Origin of the sequence: Microcoleus sp. Pol7_B2, assembly GCF_036701035.1 — a bacterium.
Classification (GTDB): Bacteria; Cyanobacteriota; Cyanobacteriia; order Cyanobacteriales; family Microcoleaceae; genus Microcoleus.
Genome location: NZ_JAUBQB010000002.1, coordinates 1 through 20,292, shown reverse-complemented (window position 1 = coordinate 20,292; position 20,292 = coordinate 1). Strand labels below are relative to the sequence as shown.

General features: G+C 44.8%; 15 protein-coding genes. 2 read left to right on the top strand and 13 right to left on the bottom strand.

The window, feature by feature from the left end:
- Positions 1 to 158: 158 nt before the first annotated feature.
- Both QUA57_RS01110 and QUA57_RS01105 read right to left on the bottom strand, forming a co-directional pair.
- Positions 159 to 884, bottom strand: a complete 726-nt coding sequence (locus QUA57_RS01110; protein WP_333059070.1) for a glycosyltransferase family 25 protein — start codon at positions 882 to 884, stop codon at positions 159 to 161.
- Between the two features lie 161 nt (positions 885 to 1,045).
- Entirely contained in the window at positions 1,046 to 3,355 is a 2,310-nt protein-coding gene (locus QUA57_RS01105) for a protein phosphatase 2C domain-containing protein (RefSeq protein ID WP_333059071.1), read from the bottom strand.
- Positions 3,356 to 4,278: 923 nt separating this feature from the next.
- Between QUA57_RS01105 and QUA57_RS01100 the strand changes: the two genes are divergently transcribed.
- On the top strand, positions 4,279 to 4,635 hold the full coding sequence (locus tag QUA57_RS01100) for a hypothetical protein (protein ID WP_333059072.1): 357 nt from the start codon (positions 4,279 to 4,281) through the stop codon (positions 4,633 to 4,635).
- Between the two features lie 205 nt (positions 4,636 to 4,840).
- Here the strand turns inward: QUA57_RS01100 and QUA57_RS01095 are convergent, their stop codons facing one another.
- From QUA57_RS01095 to QUA57_RS01085, 3 genes are all read right to left on the bottom strand, one after another.
- Positions 4,841 to 5,185: an NAD(P)H-quinone oxidoreductase subunit M gene (locus tag QUA57_RS01095; RefSeq protein WP_333034736.1), complete on the bottom strand. Its 345-nt coding sequence runs from the start codon at positions 5,183 to 5,185 to the stop codon at positions 4,841 to 4,843.
- 75 nt (positions 5,186 to 5,260) lie between these two features.
- Positions 5,261 to 5,782: a hypothetical protein gene (locus QUA57_RS01090; RefSeq protein ID WP_333059073.1), complete on the bottom strand. Its 522-nt coding sequence runs from the start codon at positions 5,780 to 5,782 to the stop codon at positions 5,261 to 5,263.
- Positions 5,783 to 6,068: 286 nt separating this feature from the next.
- Positions 6,069 to 8,033: a pentapeptide repeat-containing protein gene (locus tag QUA57_RS01085; RefSeq protein ID WP_333059074.1), complete on the bottom strand. Its 1,965-nt coding sequence runs from the start codon at positions 8,031 to 8,033 to the stop codon at positions 6,069 to 6,071.
- Between the two features lie 25 nt (positions 8,034 to 8,058).
- On the opposite strand from QUA57_RS01085, the gene QUA57_RS01080 reads away from it, so the two are divergent.
- A complete protein-coding gene (locus QUA57_RS01080; RefSeq protein ID WP_333034732.1) occupies positions 8,059 to 8,859 on the top strand; it encodes an ion transporter in 801 nt (266 codons plus the stop codon).
- A gap of 188 nt (positions 8,860 to 9,047) precedes the next feature.
- Here QUA57_RS01080 and QUA57_RS01075 read toward each other — a convergent pair whose 3' ends face one another.
- The 8 genes from QUA57_RS01075 to QUA57_RS01040 all read right to left on the bottom strand — a co-directional run bounded on the left by QUA57_RS01075 (position 9,048) and on the right by QUA57_RS01040 (position 19,799).
- Positions 9,048 to 10,424, bottom strand: a complete 1,377-nt coding sequence (locus tag QUA57_RS01075; RefSeq protein ID WP_333059075.1) for an ATP-binding protein — start codon at positions 10,422 to 10,424, stop codon at positions 9,048 to 9,050.
- A gap of 108 nt (positions 10,425 to 10,532) precedes the next feature.
- A complete protein-coding gene (locus QUA57_RS01070; protein ID WP_333059076.1) occupies positions 10,533 to 11,888 on the bottom strand; it encodes an ATP-binding protein in 1,356 nt (451 codons plus the stop codon).
- A 675-nt stretch (positions 11,889 to 12,563) separates the two neighbouring features.
- Positions 12,564 to 13,130 (bottom strand): hypothetical protein, encoded by a 567-nt coding sequence (locus QUA57_RS01065; RefSeq protein WP_333059077.1) that lies wholly within the window; start codon positions 13,128 to 13,130, stop codon positions 12,564 to 12,566.
- Positions 13,131 to 13,393: 263 nt separating this feature from the next.
- Positions 13,394 to 14,959, bottom strand: a complete 1,566-nt coding sequence (locus QUA57_RS01060; RefSeq protein ID WP_333059078.1) for a hypothetical protein — start codon at positions 14,957 to 14,959, stop codon at positions 13,394 to 13,396.
- 340 nt (positions 14,960 to 15,299) lie between these two features.
- A complete protein-coding gene (locus QUA57_RS01055; protein ID WP_333059079.1) occupies positions 15,300 to 15,662 on the bottom strand; it encodes a transposase family protein in 363 nt (120 codons plus the stop codon).
- Between the two features lie 556 nt (positions 15,663 to 16,218).
- Positions 16,219 to 17,595 (bottom strand): oligosaccharide flippase family protein, encoded by a 1,377-nt coding sequence (locus tag QUA57_RS01050; protein WP_333034722.1) that lies wholly within the window; start codon positions 17,593 to 17,595, stop codon positions 16,219 to 16,221.
- Positions 17,596 to 17,777: 182 nt separating this feature from the next.
- The gene (locus QUA57_RS01045; RefSeq protein WP_333059080.1) at positions 17,778 to 18,566 is read right to left on the bottom strand and encodes a TIGR03943 family putative permease subunit; all 789 of its coding nucleotides are present in this window, start codon (positions 18,564 to 18,566) and stop codon (positions 17,778 to 17,780) included.
- 153 nt (positions 18,567 to 18,719) lie between these two features.
- Positions 18,720 to 19,799 (bottom strand): permease, encoded by a 1,080-nt coding sequence (locus QUA57_RS01040; protein WP_333059081.1) that lies wholly within the window; start codon positions 19,797 to 19,799, stop codon positions 18,720 to 18,722.
- Positions 19,800 to 20,292 lie beyond the last annotated feature (493 nt).

The window sequence follows — 20,292 nt, the reverse complement described above, 5'->3', positions numbered from 1 at the left end:
TAAACTGCGGCATACTTTATTTGTATAGTTTGAGGTTAAAAGGTTTCAACCCCCTCCTTCATCAAAGGAGTAATAAACCCGGATTTGGTATTAATTATTTTCCGGACAATTGTGCTCACAGATTCGAGCTGAGTAAACTATTTTAAACTCGAACTCAATTAAGTAGAAAGGCTACGCTTCAGCCATGTTTTGGTTGTTCTTGCTGCGCCTGCCAATTGCCAGACCCCAGGTACACGGTCAAACCAGGCATTAGGAGAGATGTCGCTACGAGAACTCCTTTGCCACCCCAGGTTTGGAGAAGCAATCAAGGTGACAACATCAGGATTTTGAGCTCGGAAAGTAGAATAAGCTCCGTCGAGGTGCATCGGGCCGCCGTCGGGATGTCCCGGAGGTCGCTGTTGCAGTTCTTCCAGAAACCGCAGGAGGCGATCGAAAATCCTGCCATTTACAGCGTAAAAATGAGTGGTCATTACGCCCTCAGAAAAGGGCACGAGGGCGACAGGAGACTTTTTTTCAACCTCTTCGACGTGTCCGAAGTAGACGAAATCCCAATCTTGCTGACACAGTTGTTCGACGATAACAGCTTGGTGTGCTCTTAACTTTGGTGAAATTTCTAGGTCGTCTTCTACAATCAGGATATTGCTCAACCCCTGCTGTTTTGCATGCTTGAGGATAGCTACATGACTGGAAAAGCATCCCCTCGCCCCAATGCTGGGGAAACCTCCAGCTTCGTCGGGGCGGATTGCGGGAAATATCTCAACCTTATGAGGCATGAGGGGCATTCCTGCTTCTTCTAATTCCTGGACTATGAGCTGGCGTCGATCTTTCCTCTCAGGCAGATTTACGGCATAAACTCCTTGGAAATAGTCTGTGATTTTCGTCATAGTTCGATCTCGCATCAAGAAGTTGATAAATCTTCGGCTCGCTGGACTCCGATTTCAATTGAAGTCTCTGTCTGCCTTAAATTCCTCTATCTTTAGCAAGATGTATCTTCCTTTTTCTCAAACTTACTCAAATCCCCTCGGCAAAATCTAGCATTAACAGTTTAATTAGCATTGGGATTTGAGTCAGCATCAACGCATTTCCCCTTTTTAGTAGGGTTAAAAGCTAGGTTAGAGACTACTTTAGAAACAGCAGCTTGTTCTTGAATCCATCCGATTTCCCCCGGTTGCAGCTTGGCGCTTTCTACTTCAACTGTTGGCTTAACTGCCGGGGAAGGGGAGGGAGTTGCCACAGCGGGAGATGGATTCAGTGTCGGTTTTGAAACTGTAGAAAAATCTTTATTTGACTCGGGTTTCAGAGAGTTCGATCGCACTATTTCAGGAAGCGAACAAACTTTCAATTCTAGCCAATTGCCTTGAGGCGTAAGCTGTTTGTTTGTCACCTGCAAAACGCTGCCGGCTGGGACTGTTCCTTTGACAGTCAACTCACCGATTGCGCCTCGCAAATCCAAGCGATCGCCCTCTTTTCCCACTTCCCCAGCCGCAGAACTTTTAATCTCTATAAACGATCCTGTTTCTAAAGATTGGACAGGAGAAGCTACAGATTCAACTGTTTTCTCCGGCGTCCTTCCAGCATTAATTAAACCCCGTTTCCCGAAAATCGACTCCCCGGCAGTATCGATCGCGCGACCCACCGGAGGGATGAAAAAATAAGCAAATACACCCCCTAATCCTAATAAAAATAAAATTTTCAGCAGCAGCGAAAATAAACTTTTGCTTTTTTCCGGCTGTAACAACTGCGTTTTTCCTTCAGAATTCCCATCGCCATGGCTTGTCGGCCCATTCAAATCCGTTGGCAAATCCTCGCTGTCGGAAATTAGTTCGATCGGCGTATCTAAAGGTGCGACAGACAGTTCTGTAAAAGTATTGCCTTCTTCCCTCAAATGTGCTTGACAGTGAATTAAAGCAACAGTGACGTTATCGTGACCGTTTCTAGTATTAGCAATATCAATCAGTCGATCGCGCGCCTTACCCAAATTAATGCTACCGTCGAGAATTGGCAAAATCTCCGCTTCCCAACATTCCTCAACCCGGTCTTTATCACTCAAACCGTCGGAACACAGCAGCAAAACGCAGTCTTCATCCACCGGAAAACGCTGCACAGTCGGGTGCAAAGTGTTGGACGAAGTAATGCCCAAAGCTTGAATCAGAGCTCCGGCGGCTACTTGTTCCAAAGCATCCCGGTAGAGAGAGTAGCCCAAACGCACCTCGCGGCAAGCCACATTATCATCGAGAGTAACTTGATAGCAGCCGGTGCGGGTAATCCAGTAAGCCCGACTGTCTCCGACGTGGGCGACGTAGAGTTCGTGAATGTGGGCTAAACCCATAACTAGGGTAGTTCCCATCCGCTGCCGGCCTTGGCGGTGTTCGCTGTCGTTGCGACTGGCTATCTTGTCGTTAGCAGCACAAGCCGCCCGTTCCAGCTTGGAAGTCAGGCTCAACGGGTCCCAATTAGCTTGATGTAGGGGCATTTGCTGCAACTTGTCGCGCAGCACACCAATTGCTTCTTCCGAAGCGACTTCGCCGCCGTCTTGTCCACCGATACCGTCGCAGACGATCGCGCAAGCTTCCGCACCCGGCTTTCCTGCGAACAGCGTACCGCTGGGCGGATAGCAAGCATCTTCGTTGTGAGCGCGGGATCTGCCTACATCCGTGCCCGTGGCAATTTCAACGTGACGATCGTACAATTTGCCACATTTTGCCAAAGCTTTATCCAACTGGCCCATCAGTTGTTCGCCGTGGCGCACTTGGCCGGCAACCATTTGCTGGCAAAGTTGCCTCAAAAAATTGGCAATAGTTGGGTGAGCATCTTCGAGCCACTGCTGCCACAATTTGCCCAACTGCGACAAATGAGGCGGTTTGCGATCGGGCTGCAATTCCAGAAACCGCACCAATTGCCCTTCCACCCGTAGCAGTTCGGGAGTCAGCAGCGTCGAAGCCACGCCCTGAGCGATACACGGCTGCCACAACTGGGCCATTTGCCACAGCCAATTGAGCTGGCGCATCGCTGCAGCTCCTTTCCAGGAGTCTACCAATTCCGGCATTAAAGATTCCGTCACCTTCAAAATAGGCCCGTTTTCCAGCAGCCAGATATCTCCCGATAGCTTGCTCATCTTGGACGATACTAGGCCGTATACTTGAGGTACGTGCAACTGATAGGCAAACAGTCTCAGATAAGGAGTGACAACACTCGGAATCTCATCGGGCAGTTCCGGCAAGTGCTCGGGTTGAGTATCGACAAGAAGTCGATCGCGCTTGACCAAGTAGCGACCAGCGATCAGATCGCCTGGCTTACACCCTTTGATCCCTTCACCTAAAGCCCATAAGTAGTGTTTTGCCACAGAGTTTTGCATAAGGGTTCCTGACGCCTTTGGGCAAGCGTGCTGATCTGAACTATTTTAGCGATTGAACCTCGACGGGTTGATACGTGGCGATTATTTGACACCCCCGCTTTCTCAACAGACGGAGATTCTTAAGACTTCGCAGTCCTAATATCCTGATTTTTCAGGTTCCCGGGCTCACCACGTTTCCACTGTTGTGTGCGTAGTGATATCTCCTGACAATGTTTTAGGCGTGACTTTCCCCCAGTCCAGGGGTAGGTTTTAATGTCTTGTACTGACACAAATAGTCTACCATTTTGTTAACCCGCCGATGAATTTTGCTAGGAGCTTTCAGAGTTAGACGATCGCGCGAGGCCCAAGTCCTCGGCTTGAAATCACGCTGTTTTCAGCATATTCCTGATAGTGGCCATTTCCGAAGAAATCGCAGCACTCAAGGGAATTGAAATTTTAGACTAACTATAATGGTATGATGCTGCTAGGTAGAAATCACCTGAGCCGACAGGTATAAATAAATATCAATTGTCGGTTTTCTCGCGAAGGGTCATCTGTGCCTCGCACCCTAGTTTCGCAACAGAAGTTAAATTTAACCCTACCCAAAGACGGATACAAGCCCGCAGATTCATCTGTCGAGTCAATCTAAAATCTAAAATCTAAAATCGACTGACGGATGCCAGCCCCCGACACGAATCGTGGACAGCAAAAAAAATTAGATATTAGTTCCAGCCCGCAGATTCATCTGTGGAGTCCATCTAAAGTATAAAATCGACAATCTCACATCTCACATCTACTGAGGGACGCAAGCCCCCGACAGGAGTCGTGGAGAGCAAAAAAAATTAGATATTAGTTCAAGCCCCCAGATTCATCTGTGGAGTCCATCTAAAATCTAAAATCTAAAATCGACTGACCGGCCTCTGCAAGCTGTTGAGTATTTAACCATGCCCCCACATGAGCCCAGCGCCTTTCCCAAGAATTTGCCCGATCCGAAGCTGCCGCCTGCTGTTGAAATAGACGAAATACTCACTAGCATTCAACATTCTCACAGTTTTTATTACAAAGTGATGAATCTTGAGGTTTGGGCGCTGGTGGAAACCTTGGATGGGCTGTTTCCCGGCGCTTGGGGTCAGTTTATGACCAACCGCCAACTTGCAGTTAAACAGTTTTTGGAACGCGATCGCGTTCCAAATTCTCCGGTTGATGCTGGGGAGGCGGGGGAGAAGTCCGATCGCAGTCGGAAGAAGGAAGAAGCCGGGAGTCAGGAGTCAGGAGTCAGAAACAAGCAGGAAGAAGAATAAAAGCAGATTTTCCCAATTCTCCCCATCTCCACCTTTCCTCTGTATCCAAGTCTAAATCCCCAAAGCGAGAGACAAAACAGAACCCCCTTTTCCCCCCGTACTCCCCTGATTAAGAGAAGTAGGAGGGATCGAAACTCAGCTACAAGCGACATTTATTATGGGTTTCAATCTTAAGTTGACATAAATGCCGATCGCCCGATCGCCCTTACAGGTGAATTTTGGCATCAACTTGAGGCAAGCCCATGCTGTAGTTGACAGCGCGGCTGTTGAGGTTATAGCTGATTTGGCCTTTTTGTAAGAGCGATCGTACCAAGTGTTCCAACTCCGAACCGATACGGCGGAGGTTGTACTCGGTCAAGTCTTCGCCCTCGTATGCGTCTACGAGTTGGTCGAATTTGGCATATACCTGTTTGACTGACTCGTCGTTCCAGTTAAGTTCGTTATCTGGGTCAATGTCGAGGGTCAAAAGGTCGTTGCTGGGTACGAGTTCGTTATCTTCGAGGATGGCGGTGTATATGCGAATATGGCGGGTTGTTGACTTAAGCTGCATGAGTTCTTATGTGTAAAGATTTTTTGCTGAGTTTATTGTAATGGCACAGAGATGCGCGGGGAGGGCGGGCGATCGTCAATTTCTCGGAATCCCGAAATATTTTAGTTGTTCGGCAGTCCAATTTTTGTAATATTCAGTTTTCTCTAAAGCATCGGAAGCTGGCTTCAGCTTAGAATTTACTTGAACGGTGAAGCCCGGATACGGCATCCTCCTAGTATGAAGCCCGTCAATATTAAAATCTTCTTCGGGATGGATGTGAAAAGCCAGCAAGCCCAATTCTGAAATCTGATTATTGAGTTTGTCTATCAATTCTTTAGTTTCTGGCGCACTAATTGCTGTTTTTTCGGGATTAATTACTACCATGATTTCAAATTCCGAATTGTAAAATTCATAAATGGATTTCATTATGGCAGAATCGCGATCGAACTCAGTCAGCGCAGAAAACCGCTCGATTTTGAATAAAATTTGATTAGCCAAGCGTGCTTTTTTACTGAAGGGACAAATCGGTAAATCGCTGAAAACTGGATGCGGTAGCTCGACAAACTCCGTCATCCATCTAATGGTAGATTCTATGATTTCTGTGTCGGATTCATTCATCGAAAATCTATGTATTTGATCTTTAATCCTCATCATACTTTATTTTTATGGAGGGCGATGCACACCATTGGTGTCAATTTAACGCTATTTCCCTCAGTCCGGCAGGGGTTTAAACCCCTGCCTCATAGCTTAAGTCCTCTGAAGAGGACTGAAGAACTTATTAGTCCTCTTTAGTCCTCTTCAGAGGACTTGTGCTATTAGCCAGGGAATTCATTCCCTGGCGGACTTTCGGTTAAAGTGACACAAATACATTGTCCATCTTGCTGTTTAATATTTGCGATCGAATTCATTCGTGAATTGTGCCATCTGGCATAATTGCACCTGCGAGTTTGGCCTTTTCCAGATTTACCACCCCACTTAGGTTCGCTCCCTTTAGGTTGGCTTTTTCTAGGTTTGTATTATCCAAATCTGCCCCGCGCAAGTCTGCCGAAGTTAAGTTGGCTTCAGTAAAATTACCATAACGAAGGTTAGCCCCACAGAGATTTCCTTCAGTTAATATTGCTCCGCTGACATTACATTGAAGAGTTCCACTAACCAGATTAACTTTGCTCAGATTAGCACCACTAAAATTTGCCCCACTTGTTTCTGTATTTTTCAAATTCGCTCCACTCAAGTCTGCGGCAGTTAGGTTAGCAGATCCTAAATTTGCCTGCATCAGGTTTGCTCCTATCAGGTTTGCCGCCGTTAAGTTGGCACTATTCAGATTTGCTTCGCTTAAGTTGGTTTTATTCAAATTAGCTTGCAGGAGTTTTGCACCCTGCAAATTTGCCTTAGTTAGATTTGCACCACTCAAGTTAGCTTCACTCAGGTTGACATAACTCAAGTTACGACGAGCTAGGTTTGCTTCTTTCAGTGAAACATTAGGAGCAATTAAGCAAGCACCTGCTTTAACAGGGTCAAAGCCTCGGGGGAAGACAGTCTGTGTGTTGTAAAGGGCTTGCTGAAGTTTTGCTCCTTCAAGGTTTGCCCCTTCAAGGTTGGCCATTAATAGGTTAGTATCATTTAGGTTTGCATTACTCAAATCAGCATTCATCAATTTTGATTCCTTTAAATTCAACCCTGTTAAGTTTGCTTTACTGAGGTTGGTTCTGCTGAAGTTTGTCCCTAATAACAAATGAACTTTACTGAGATTTACCCCACTCAGATTAGCTTCACTTAGGTTTGAATTAGACAGATTTACTTCACTTAAATTTGCATTGAGTAATTGTGTTTTACCTAAGTTTGCTGAGCTGAGATTGGCTTGGTGAAGGTTTGCATCACATAAATTTGCCTCACTCAGGTTAGAAGCGTATAAGTTTGTTTCAGAAAGTTCTGCACCGCTTAGATTAGCCCTACTCAAGTTGACCTGACTCAGGACTCTTCTGCTCAGATTTACTCCTGCTAGATTAACTCCAGTAAAATCTCGTTCTCTCTGATTATACCGTTTCAAAAATTCCTCAGCACTGATAGCTGGTTCCAGATTTTCTAGTGCAGAATCATCAATTTTTGCCTCTTCCTCCGATTCCACAGTATCGGCATTCACAGGAGTAGCAGCCGGCTGTTCTACCGCTTCGCTAGATACTGGAATCGGTGTCTCCTCGATCGCCTCTTCGCGCAATAACCGATCCACCCGATCGCTAAACCGCCTCAAAACCTCAGCATCATCAACCTTCTCACCAGCATTCGCGCCCTTCTCAACCGCATTTTCAACATAATACTTATCTACAAAACTTTGCAACCCGGCATTATATCCCTGTCCTACCGGCTGAAACCTCCATTCGCCATTCTTCTTATACAACCGTCCAAATTCTAAAGCCGTTTCTTGCGAAAATATCTGATTTAAATTGTACCGAACCAATTCGCTAAGAGTCTCTGAATTGTAAAGCCGGATAAAAGCATTTTCAACTTGACTAAAACTTTGATTTTTTTCCTGTCCGTCGTGAATAGTCACCACAAACACAATTTCCTGAATCGCCGAATTGATTTTACTCAAATCCAGATAAACCGTCTCATCATCTCCCTCAATTTGTCCATTCCTGCTGTCTCCCGAATGTCGCACCGAACCGTCCGGCGAGGTCAGATTGTTGTAAAATACAAAATACTTTTCCTTGGGAATGCGACCGTCCGCCGCTAACATAAAAACTGATGCGTCAATGTCGCAGTTTTGGGCTGTCTGGCTGACTTGCCACCCCAGGGCGATCGCAATTTTACTGAAATTAGGAGTTTCTTTAGAAAGATTGAACCTTTCACCCTTAGTTAATTCGATACTCATATGCGATAATTCCCTTACCTCATAAATGGTATTAATTATCTCATCTATGTTAACCCGATCGCAAATTGGATTTTATCTCGAAGACATCGAAACCCCAATTGGCAGAACCGTCAATTTAACTCTTACCGGACTAATTCTCTTATCTTCGACCAGCTTCATCGCCGAAACTTACCCGATTTCGGAAACTGTTAGAATTAATTTGCAAACTCTCGATACAGCGCTTTTAGTTGTTTTTGTGTTTGAGTATTTATTGCGACTATGGTGTGCCGAAAATCGAGTTAAATTTATTTTTAGTTTTTTTTCAATTATTGATTTGCTGGCAATATTACCATTTTTACTGGGATTTGTCAACGTTAGTTTTATCCGAATTTTCCGCTGGTTTAGAATTCTCCGACTCATCCGCTTTCTGGAATTAAAAATTTCTATTTTCCGCATCAGCAGCGAAGATGGGGTGATTTTTGCTCGGATTTTGTTTACTTTGCTGGCAATAATTTTTGTTTATTCTGGTTTAATTTATCAAGTCGAACATCCGGCTAATCCCGAAAGTTTTGGAACTTTTTTGGATGCTGTTTATTTCTCGGTTGTCACCATGACCACCGTGGGATTTGGCGATGTTACTCCGATTTCGGAATCGGGTCGTTTTCTGACTATTTTGATGATTTTGACGGGAATTGCTCTAATTCCTTGGCAATTGGGGGATTTGATTAAACACTTAGTTAAAAGTGCTAATCACGGAGAAGCTGTTTGTAAAGGTTGCGGTTGGTCTGTACACGATGCTAATGCTAGATTTTGTAAAATGTGCGGCAGTCAATTAGAGAATGGTTGACTGTTGACTGTTGACTGTTGAGTGCAGTACAGATAATGGGTAGGGAGACGGCATTGCCGTGTCCTATACTTCATAAATCAGGAATACACTGTAACTTCTTCCCTCTTCCTTCTTCCTGAGATCCGTTACATCCGTTACATCCGTTACATCTGTTACAGAATCCGTTGCCGAACTTCCCTCTTCCTTCTTTAAGCTAAGGGTAACAAAATTTCAAATTCAGTGCCTCTGCCTAACTCCGATCGCATTCTGAACGCACCGCCGTGTTTGCCCGTCACAATTTGATAGCTAACTGCTAAACTGGTTTCTTTGAGGGCGCGTTTTTCCGTAGAGAATGATTCAATGATTTTTTTGTACTTGCTAGGTGACATTCCTGGCCCGTTATCTGATATGCAAATCGACACCCAGCGAACATGAAGTTTGTCTAAATCCGGCGCAGGTTCGGGACAGCAGACTTGAGTGGTGATTTCAATTTTAGGCTGGCGATCGAAGTCTTTGAGTCCTCCACCTTTAAACTCTTTGGCCAATTCTTGACCGACTGCTTCGTTAATTAACGTATGAATAGAATTGGTCAAGATATTCATAAATACTTGGTTTAGCTGTCCTGCATAGCATGGCACTGGTGGCAGGTAGCCGTAGTTTTTTACTACTTGGATTTCCCTAGTCAAACGACTTTTGAGCAGCAAAAGTATGCTGTCTATGTTGGCGTGCAAGTCGGTGGGTTTGGGATAAATATCGTCGATGTGGCAGAAGTTTTGCAAACTGCTTGCCAACTTGCTCAACCGTTCGGCTCCGGCTTTAATGCTGGCAACAGTTCGGAGGAAATCGTTTTGCAAAAAGTCATAGTCTATCTCTTCCTTGAGCCGTGCTATTTCCGGTGGGGGGTCAGTACAGTATGCGTCGTAAGCTGAGAGCAACTCCATCAAGTTTTTGCTGTAGTCGGTGACGTAGGTTAAATTCCCCCAGATAAAGCCTACCGGATCTAAAATTTCGTGGGCTACTCCGTTGACTAAACGCCCTAAACTAGCCATTTTTTCGCTTTGAATCATTTGAGTTTGGGCTCTTTCGTAGCGGACTTGAGTTTCGATGCCACGAATTTGCCAGTACGCGATGTTTAGTGCGTTAGGGTCTAAGAGTCGGTAAGATTGGGAGTCTATTTGGACGACGATCGGTTCTGCCTGCAATTCGGGCGATCGACGCAGAGCTTGTGGGGCTGCTGCCAAAATGGTTGTACTCTCTGGGACTAATAATATTTCGACGCGAGCGTAACTGTAGAGAACTTTTAGCGGCAGGTGCAAAAATAGCTCGGGGCCTTGGGGTTTGAGCAAATATTCCAGCAGTTGCCTGCGGGATATCATGCCCGCAAACTCTCCTGCTTCCATCAAGACGACTCCCGGCACTAGGGGATGCTGTTCAAACATTTCGGCAACAGCCACGGCCAAGCAGCTCGATTTAACCTGAAAGTCATACAGGGGCAAATCCCAGAGGGTAGACTCTAGGGAAAGGTCTTGATGGCTGCCTTCGGAGAGTGAAGGGCCAAGGAGTTTGGAACTGAATTTATTTGCCACTGGAACTTTTAGTTGCCGAAACGCTGGGAAAGTGAAATGAGAACCTACTACTAAGCTACCCTATCATTTCACCGCAGGAGCGAACTACCGAGAATATTCTTGAGTTAATCATGTTGTGCCAACTATAGGCAGGAGAATTTCAAATTCAGTGTTCTTACCTGGTTGCGATCGCATTCTCAGTTGGCCGCCGTGCTTTTCTGTGACGATTTGATTGCAGATAGCCAGCCCCATACCGGTGCCTTTGCCTGCTGGTTTAGTGGTAAAAAAGGTTTCAAATATCTGCTTGTGATTTTCTGGGGCAATGCCGGGCCCGTTATCAGCAATGCAAATTGCGGCCCTCTTGCCGTGTTCGGTTTCTATAACTTTAGTGGTAATTTCGATTTGGGGCTGCCAGTTGTCCCCGCACGGGGTGTGTATTTCTCGATCGGCTGCGTACTCTGTCAGGGCGTCTAGAGCATTAACTAACAAATTCAAAAACACCTGACTCAACTGACCGGAGTAGCCACTAACTAGCGGCAGTTCGCCGTAATTTTTAACCACTTCTATGCTGTTTTTAAAGCGGTTTTTCAAAATTAACAGCGTCATCTCCATGCATTCGTGAATGTCTGTCTCGGCTGGTTTTGTCTCGTCCATGTGAGAGAAGTGGTGCAGCCCGTTAACTATTTTTAGCAATTGCGAGGCTCCCAACTCCATCCCTTCTAAGGTGATCGGCAAATCTTCTTGTAAAAAATCAAATTCAATTTCTTTTTTAAGGGCATCAATTCGGGCACACGGTGCCGAATATTCTTCTTCATAAAGCGACATTAGCTGGAGCAAGTGTTCAAAATAGGACAGCAGAAAAGTTAAATTTCCCCAAATACAGTTCAGCGGATTTCTGATTTCGTGGGCTACTTCTGCTACAATCCTCCCCAAACTCGCCATTTTTTCTGTTTGGATGAGTTTGGCTTGGGTTTGTTTGTGGAGTAACTTATTTGTTAATTGGTGGATTCTTGATTGAGCGACCATTAATTGGTGTACGTCTAACAGCTTGTAGGTCTGAGGGGCTATTTCCACTACTACGGGTTCGTAAATTAATTCTCCTGACCTGTAAAGCGATTCCTGGGCGGCTTCTACTATTAATTTACTGCCGGGAAGTACCAGCGGTTCTGGCTTGGAAAACTTGTACAATACCTCTATGGGTCGCTTGAAAAACATTTCTAATCCGTAGCGGCGGTTAACTTTTTCAAAAAATAGACGCCTGGATATTATGCCAACAAAATTACCCCCCTCTGTCAAAATGACGCCGGGAAGCATGGAATTTTGTTCAAAAGCCTGGGCTACTTCTTTTGCCTGTTGAGTTAATTCAATTTGGCAGTTGTAGAGTGGCAGGTCTAGGAGAGTTGATTCTAAGGAGATGTTCCAAGTACAAATTTCAGCTATATGCAACACTGATAACTCCGAGCTAATCTCACGCACAGCAAACATAGATGAAACCCCTGTTAAAAATTGTATTCATGAACAACTTAAGTTGCTATTAATTCGTAACGGGTAATTTGTAGCGGGTAGTTGCTAATTTGTGAAATTACAACAGCACCCGATGGGAAAACCCGATCGCAGTAGCATTGTCTGCTAAAGATTTTGTTTCTAAGTCAATATTAAACGATCGAAGCTTTTGTGGAACTTACTGAACTCTGCTGTAAACTTTTTACCATGATATACCTGCGATCGCGTGTTTTCGTAAAATGTTTAATATTTATAACGCATTATTGTGATAAATTATACCATTGTTCTAGTGATAGAAGGGAATTGGAGAACCGCGAGTAGGTTATAAGTGAATATACGGGCCTCCTTCGAGGGTTCGAGGGTTCGGATTAGCCATCGTCCAAGGGGCTTGCAGCCTCCAATTGTCAAGACTAGGGCCCAGGCCAAAGAAAGTTCGGCAACCGATTCGCTTTCTTCGGATGTAACCGAATGTAACGGATGGAAGGCTTTAGTTATCTAGGAGAGAAGGAAGAAGCAATGTTCCGCAAGGGTTTGTGGAATTAAGAACATCCTAACCGTCAGCCGCAGTCCCTATACCAGTCAAAAGAAATGCAACTTTAGGCAACTTCCGAACCTAGATAGTCATAAGTTTTTTGCAATCTGCAATCTCCAATCGTCTTAGGGTTCCACCTCCGGCCAAAGGCGTTCTAGCTGATACCGCCAAGCCGCGAGAGTGTTTTCGCGAGACTCTCGCCCTAGTTCCATTTCACCCATCAATCCCTCTGCGTAGAAACGGTCTAAAGTCTGAAGGGTAGTTTCCACAGACTGTCCCTGCGCCTTCGCAGCTTTGATGATTTGACGGATGCGGCTTTCTATTAAACCGCCGAAAAAGTCGGACAAACCTCGCTCTTGCAAAGCCAGCACTCGGGCGACGGCGGCCGAGAAATCTGCGGCCGCGAGTGTGGCACAACTGTGCTGAAATACTCCCCACAAAACGTTTTGATGTAAGGCGTAGCGAGTTTCGAGTGTGGTGTCAAAGTTAGCTTCTAGCAGTTTATCAAGAAATGGTTGAGCTTCCTGGGCATCGGCGATCGGCAGCAAAATCCGCAGCCAACTCCCGTCTTCAGAAAGGAGGACTAACAGGCGAAAATTGGGCGTTTCTACTTGCCAAGAAGTGGCAGCAGGCATCTCAACACTGTCACCAAATAAGTCTTTAAGGGTATTGCTAATTTCTTCGGGAGTCATGAGAATTTTAGATTTTAGGTTTGAGGTTTGAGATGTGAAATTGCAGGCTGCTGAGTTCGTTTCAAAAGTTTGTAATATTTACCAGTATGGCTTAGTATCAACTCAATTTCAAATCAAAAATCTCAAATTTCAAATTTCAAATCAATTTAGTAAAAGTAGGCTGTGCACCGCGCATATTTCAACGCTTAGTGTTTAGGGGCGCACCTTAACCTATTGATATTTACCAATATCGGTCAATCTAAAATCTAAAATCTAAAATCGATTTAGGGGAGCCACCGGGGGTGATAGCCGGCAAAGGGAAGTTCTTCTGGCTGTAGTTTTGCGGGAGAACCGTCTGCCGATATTTCTACTAAGGGTAGCAGCCAGAGGCGACTGGTGGCGATCGACTGTCCACTATCGTTGCGGGGACTGTCTGCTACTGAGGGAGTTGCTGCTGTGACTGATTGGTCGAAAATTAATGCCAGCCCGTCGGGAGATAAACTGATTTGGGTATCTAATTGGTTGGGCAAAATCAGCAGCGGTTTGATGGTTCCTACCAAACGAGTACCCTCTTTTTTGAGGTCGATGGTGGCGATGAAAGGCTGTTCTTTGTAGCTTTCTGTTTTGAGGCGTTGGGCTAACAAACAGTAAAGACGCTGAACTTGGTTGTCTTGGTTTTTGCGGGGGTCGAAATAAACGGCCATAATGCTGCCGGGAATACGCAATATTTCTTGTTCTACACCTTGGTTATCTAAGATGAAAAGCGATCGAGTAAAGTCGCTGTTGTATTTAACATAGGCGGCGGCAGAGTTGTCGCGGGCCATACCCAATACTTGTTCGTATTTTGGCAAAAATTCTACTGGGTCTGCTTCCGGTTTGAGGGGGACGATCGCTAATCCTTGTTTTTGAGATATTACCATCGATTTGCTATCGGGGCGAATCATAAAATCTCCGCCTTGTTCATTTTCCAACGGTCGGGGCGGCACTTTTTCTTCCACAATCCAAGGACTGAAATCGCCGGGATTGCTGCGGTTGACGCGCTGGACAACTATGATTTTTCCGTCGGCTGAGAGGTCGAATTTGAGGTTTTGGTAATCTTTGGAGTCTAAGATTTTGTCGATTCTACCGGCTGGGTATTTTTGTTGAGTTCCTGAGCCCGATTGGGGGTTGAGGCCGGTGGTGACTGTGAATAGTTCTTGATTTAGAGTGCCGCGAGTACGGGCGATTGATCGATCTGTGGCGGAGAATAAAATGCGATCGCTGTCAGGATACGGTTTAAAATCGGTAACGACTAAATCTTTGGGAGTCAGCGGTATCGGTTTCGAGTCGCTGCTGGTGAGATTGACTAGCATTAATCTGCTTTCTGTTTCGCCTTGGACACCGATGTAAGCAAAAGCTCGATCGCGGCTGCGAAAGGAACTGCTAAACGGTTGCATTGGCGTTCCTTTTTTTTGGTTGTTTTCTCCGAAATACTTGTCGGTTGCTCCGGCGAGTTTGACTGTGTAGGTAACGCCGTAGGGTGCTGGATCTTTGAGGGTGTAAGCCATGCGTCTTCCAGCCCAACTAAATTTACCGGGGAGGGGGGGTTCTAGCTTTAAGTTTTCCTCGACGGTGGACTGGTTCATCGGCCGAAAGAAGGTGAGGATAAAGCCGGTATCTTCGGCGCCGATTTGTTTATTTTCCCAGGTAAATTCTCGCACTCTGGGTGCTGTGCGATCGCCGCTCAGCAGCAGCAGTCCGATTAAGACGCTCAGCACTAGCATGAGGAAGATGGCCGTGCGGTCGATCGGCTGTTTGAATGGCAGAATAGCGAAGGGTGAAGGATTAATTTTTTTGTTAAAAATACTCACAAATCTTTCTCTCCTATTTCTGCTGAAAATTAACTACCAAATTTTCCCTCTTAAATTTTACAGTCCTAGATGCACTCCCGGCCCCCAGAAACCCGTTTTTTTTTACCAGGCGAAAGGGCTGCAACGAAGTATACTGATTTTAGATTTTAAATTTTAGCTTGTACAGTGCGTAATGGCTTAAAATTGCTCGATCGACAGAGGTATTGACGACCGTCGATCGCACTACCATTGTGCCAGTTGCGTCCAGGACTGTTTTAGATTTTAGATTTTTCAATACTCCGGACAGTTTTTGGAACGAGACTACAAGCTTACGCGGGGCCAGGAGCATAAAAAAGTCGAATTAAATGTAAGTCAGGGGTGGAGCTGACATTGATTTAATTATCCACAGTGGCTCAAAGTCAACCGAGCATAAGCCCTTGGGCCATATAAAAACTGTCCGGAGTATTGGCGGTTCAATTCGAGAAAATACTCGACTAAACCTGTCATGAGATGGTATACCATTCGGTAATTCTAGAAAGCTTTTTAACCATTCATCTTTGGCGTTACCATAGGCTTCTATTGTCACCCATCCGTCTGCACCGCTGATGATAGCTAGAATCGTAATCGCGATAATATATTTGAGCAAATCTTCTTTACTTCTTTCTATTCTTAAGTCGTTCAAGGTGACAAAATTTTCTAAAAAACTGGCAGTTACAATATTCACGCTCAGGCAATGAATCTATTTGTTTTTGTTGCGAAGTTACAGTTTTACTAAAACCTCTTGCCATTGATAGCACCAATAAGCTACCACAAACTACATAGAAAATTAGTCCGATTTAACTGTAGCATATTTTGGGTTCCAGTTAAGATGCGTTTACCTTGATTGTGTACCTGAGTCTCTCTATTTCTGCTCTGGATTTTTCTGTATCTTTAGATTATTTAACTGATGTAATGTCTGCTACAGCCCAGCAAACTTTTTGGCGTTTTTTCCGGCTGTTCGTTTTCTTTGAATAAATTTATGATGCCACTTCTTTTATGGTAAAATATCATTTTAGTATGCCTCGTGGCAACGCGAGATATTTCTCGCAATAGCCCTATTTGTAAAAAAATAAATAGCCCTACTTTGCTGATTATATTTTATGATAGCATAACATACAATGTCCTTTTTGTATCCGCTCACTAATTCGGGGCGGACTACCCACTCAAAAACGATTTTGCGTCATTTGAGGTGAATCGTTGAGCGATTTACCCCGGATTATTGAGCGGATACTCCTTTTTGTTTACTGAAACAGTTGATTAATTGGGATTAAATCCATCGGTGATATTTTATCTATCGGCAGCTCCAAACCAAAAGCCACTCTACCCCAAATTATAATGAGCAGCACCCCTACAAACAGCCCTGTTAATTGAATATCCTGCAAAAAACAAGTTAGTCCTTCTTTCCACAAACCGTAGCTAATTACTGCATAGGTAGGAAGGTCGCCGAGAGCTATAGCAATCACGGCACCTAAATTACCTTTTAAGTGGTATGCCAACGGTATACTTATACATAGATTCACAAAAGTCAGCAGATTGCCCATAGCTTGGTACTGAGACTTTCCTACGGCTAGCAGACAAGAACCCATCATATTGTGCAGGGTGGTGTGCCAGATACCTAAAGCCAAGATTGGCATCATCCAAGATGCCGCCACATACTCTTTCGGATAAAGTATTAAAATTAACTGATCTCCGAAGCTCACAAAAATTGCTAAACCTACGGCTAATGGTATTAGAATTAGCTTGCGGTTCTTAAGTATCTTCGCACGCAACTCCTCCCGGGGTAACTCTGCCAGCATAGAAATCGAGGGAAAAATCACCCTGCTGCTAATGGCGATAATTATTTGGCGCGGCATATCGCCGAGAGTAAAAGCTATGCCATAAATACCCAACATTGTTAAAGTAAAGATTTTCCCAAGGATGAGTCTATCGGCTTGAGAACACAAGAAAAACAAAGCCGTAGACAAAAATATCCATTTGCCATAAGAAAATATTTCTTTAGCTGCTTCTTTATCCCAAGCAAAGCGGTTTGACTTGCCGGGAATCAAAAAATGGCTCCATACTACCTCTATTAAAGCTCCAGTAAAGCCGCCTGCAACGATCGCCCAGATGCTGGGATCGAACCAGGCCCAGACAATCATCACTGTTGTAGAAACAATCTGTTGACCCAACTCAAAAATTACTACTTCCTTCACTGCCATTTGGCGTTCTAGGCTGGCTGTGGCAGTGGATTTAAAGCCTCCTATTAAAGAATTTATACCTATTAGTGGAATCAACCACAGGAGACGGGGCTCTCCATAAAAACTCGCAACAGGCTGGGTAATTATAATCAAACAAATCCAAACGAAAAAGCTGCGAATGACTTGCATTGTCCACGCGGTGTTGAGAAATAGAGGATCTTCCCCGCGCTTATTCTGGATGATGCTTGGGCCTAGACCTATGTCTGAAAATAAGTTGATCCCTATGATGAAAACGTAGGCTAGACCTACCAGACCAAATAGTTCTGGCAAAAGCAGGCGCGTCAAAATTAAGTTGCTGCCAAATCGGATAATTTGACTGCTTCCATAGCTGACGATCGTCCAGGCTGCACCTTTGATAGCTAATTTTTTTCCTGATGACATATACTCAGAATTTATTTACTTAATGACGAGTGTAGTTGCTGAATTTGTTTTTGGCAACTCCTAGAGGATGGTGTTGCCACTTTTATAGCTGACTGTACAGTATCTTAATTTGTATACGGAGGAAGGGCCTGGAGTGTCCATCTTGCAATAAAAGTACAATTTAATCTCATACTTACTCCACATCAATAATCATACGGGTTTTTGGGCTGGGGAATTGGTTTGAGGGAGGATGCTTGAATGATTAATTTGCGCTTGCCTTGCAGTTCTTCTACGAGCGTTTCTCCTTCTATTTCTAGCCAAATGTCTGGCGCAAAGGTGGCGCGGCTTTGACCGATAGGTAATTTTACTGGTAACCCTATCGGATAGGCGTCTGCCGCGCAGCAAGTAATGATAAAACGCCCGATCCACATATATTGTTCTGCTATGTTGGGGGGGTGAATTACAAATCCTTGAACTTTGACTTTTTGACCTCTGTATGTATCCGGTTCGGGGTTGAAATTTAACAGCCGCACCCATTCGACGAGCGATCGCTGTTCGGGTTTTGTAGTATTGCGAAATTCTTGGGGTTGCAGTCTGGTGATGGGCAGGGATTCGGTGAGGCCTCGTTCTAATGCTGTCTGGCTGGTAAATGTGCGTGGCGTTGTTAGTAAACCTATTAATGCGACGCCCAACATTAAGGTGCTGCCGATACTGGGGGGAAACAAAGTAACGTGTTCAACTTCTGTGATTCTGAGAGAGTTATTTGCTGTTGATGTCCGCGATTGCTTTGTGGTGCGATCGAGTTTTAAGAGTTCCCAAGTTTTTAAACCGCCAATAACCAATAAGGCGATTCCTCCTGCTAGAGTCAAGCCAAAGTAATTGGGGTGAATGAGAATGCTTAATTGGCCGGTGATCCAATATTTGAGGAGCAATATTCCCCAGCCTAAGATAGCTAGGGCGTCGAGCAAGGGGCTAATTTTTTTTAAATTCATTTTTTAAGAGTGATTGGGAAGGAAGAAGGAATAGGGAAGATGGCAAAGAAAAAACACCTATCTGTATATTCGTGACTTCCGTGTCGAGGAGCAAGGTAAGTGAAGAAAAGCGCAAATCAAAAATGGTATTAGTTGTCGGTTTTAGCTAACTTATTAACCTAAATGCAAGTTAACAGCGAGGGTCATTAAAAAGGTTAACTGAGCTGCCAATACAATTAAGTAAACTACGGCTCTACCTTTAAAAATTGACAGCATTAAACCGATACCTTTGAGGTCAATCATCGGGCCGAAAACGAGAAATGCTAACAGCGAACCGCTGGTAAATGTGGAGGCAAAAGACAGGGCAAAAAAGGCATCTACTGTAGAACAAATCGATACGACTGCTGCTAATAGCAGCATGGCTATAATCGAGGAAACGGGGCCTTGGCCGAGGTTGAGAATTAGTTCGCGGGGGGCGCCAACTTGAATGATGGCTGCGATCGCACTTCCGATTACCAACACTCCTCCCAATTCGCGCAACTCCTGTACCATAGTATCTAAAAGCAGGCGCAGACGCTCTTTAGAAACGCGGTGAAACATTGAGGAACGTTTCGATGTTTTTTCTGTTTTGCCTGTTTTTAATGGCTTCCAGTCGTCTTGTAGCAAAGATTCGATCGGCACCACCCCCCCCGGCTGACCGAGCATAAATGTTCCCGACTGCAACAGCAGCGGAGTGTTAGCTTGGACGAGTTCTTTTTCGGAAAACTCTGGTTTTGGCAGGGGAATCGCGCGGGCTACAGAGGCTTGCAGCAGAGGCCGCAAGTCTTTTTGGGCGCTGAACACCCAGCCGATAATTGTGGCTATAGACAGAGAAAATACCACCCGCAAAACTACAATTTCTGGCTGATCGCGAAATGCCGTCCAAGTAGCCCAAATTACTACGGGGTTGATGGTGGGGGCCGCAAGCAAAAAGCCGATCGCGGCTGGTGCGGGCACTCCCTGCATCAGTAACCTGCGGGCTACGGGCACGTTACCGCACTCGCACACGGGAAACAAAAAGCCGATCAAACTGCCCATCAAAGCCGCCAGCAGCGGGTTTCGCGGGATGCGCGATACGAGTTTGCGTTCGTCTACAAACCCCAGCAGCAAACCTGAAAATAAAACTCCGAGCAGCAGAAAAGGTATTGCTTCTACTAACAAGCTGAGAAAAAGGGTAAAAGCATTGTTTAACTGATTCGTTAGACCGGGTTGCATCGATCACCTACTGGTAGATTGCTATTTAGCTATACGTCTTTGGTTGAACTCCTTGTAGATCATACCAAAGCATAGCACTAAGTTAAGATCTAGTTAATTTTTTTTTGCCTTTTTTTGCTAGAATTTGTAGAGCTTATAATTTAATAATCAATGCTGATGCTTTGAATGATTTGGAATGGTTAAACTTGTTTGAGTTTGACTTAAGTTTTATTGATATCCGCCTCGTACAGCCAATCAATAATTGACTAGGCAAACCGTCGCCGATTTGATGGATCTTTGGGTTAACAATGGTTGATTGTAGAACAACTGCTAAGGCAGATTTTGCAGATTGCCGGCGAGGCTAACTGTTTTATATAACGATCGCTAAAAAATTGGTTTGTAGCGATGACTTTAGTTTTCACTACAAACCTATAGGGCAATACGGTTCAGTTAAGGCTCAAACCCTGGTAAATTAGGTATTGTTTCCAAAAATGGAGAGTAAGTTAGCGTGCAT

What these genes read in the sequence shown, in the direction of transcription:
- QUA57_RS01110 (WP_333059070.1), bottom strand. Translation starts at nt 884, where the DNA reads ATGACGAAAATCACAGACTATTTCCAAGGAGTTTATGCCGTAAATCTG.
- QUA57_RS01105 (WP_333059071.1), bottom strand. Translation starts at nt 3,355, where the DNA reads ATGCAAAACTCTGTGGCAAAACACTACTTATGGGCTTTAGGTGAAGGG.
- QUA57_RS01100 (WP_333059072.1), top strand. Translation starts at nt 4,279, where the DNA reads ATGCCCCCACATGAGCCCAGCGCCTTTCCCAAGAATTTGCCCGATCCG.
- QUA57_RS01095 (WP_333034736.1), bottom strand. Translation starts at nt 5,185, where the DNA reads ATGCAGCTTAAGTCAACAACCCGCCATATTCGCATATACACCGCCATC.
- QUA57_RS01090 (WP_333059073.1), bottom strand. Translation starts at nt 5,782, where the DNA reads ATGAATGAATCCGACACAGAAATCATAGAATCTACCATTAGATGGATG.
- QUA57_RS01085 (WP_333059074.1), bottom strand. Translation starts at nt 8,033, where the DNA reads ATGAGTATCGAATTAACTAAGGGTGAAAGGTTCAATCTTTCTAAAGAA.
- QUA57_RS01080 (WP_333034732.1), top strand. Translation starts at nt 8,059, where the DNA reads ATGGTATTAATTATCTCATCTATGTTAACCCGATCGCAAATTGGATTT.
- QUA57_RS01070 (WP_333059076.1), bottom strand. Translation starts at nt 11,888, where the DNA reads ATGTTTGCTGTGCGTGAGATTAGCTCGGAGTTATCAGTGTTGCATATA.
- QUA57_RS01065 (WP_333059077.1), bottom strand. Translation starts at nt 13,130, where the DNA reads ATGACTCCCGAAGAAATTAGCAATACCCTTAAAGACTTATTTGGTGAC.
- QUA57_RS01050 (WP_333034722.1), bottom strand. Translation starts at nt 17,595, where the DNA reads ATGTCATCAGGAAAAAAATTAGCTATCAAAGGTGCAGCCTGGACGATC.
- QUA57_RS01045 (WP_333059080.1), bottom strand. Translation starts at nt 18,566, where the DNA reads ATGAATTTAAAAAAAATTAGCCCCTTGCTCGACGCCCTAGCTATCTTA.
- QUA57_RS01040 (WP_333059081.1), bottom strand. Translation starts at nt 19,799, where the DNA reads ATGCAACCCGGTCTAACGAATCAGTTAAACAATGCTTTTACCCTTTTT.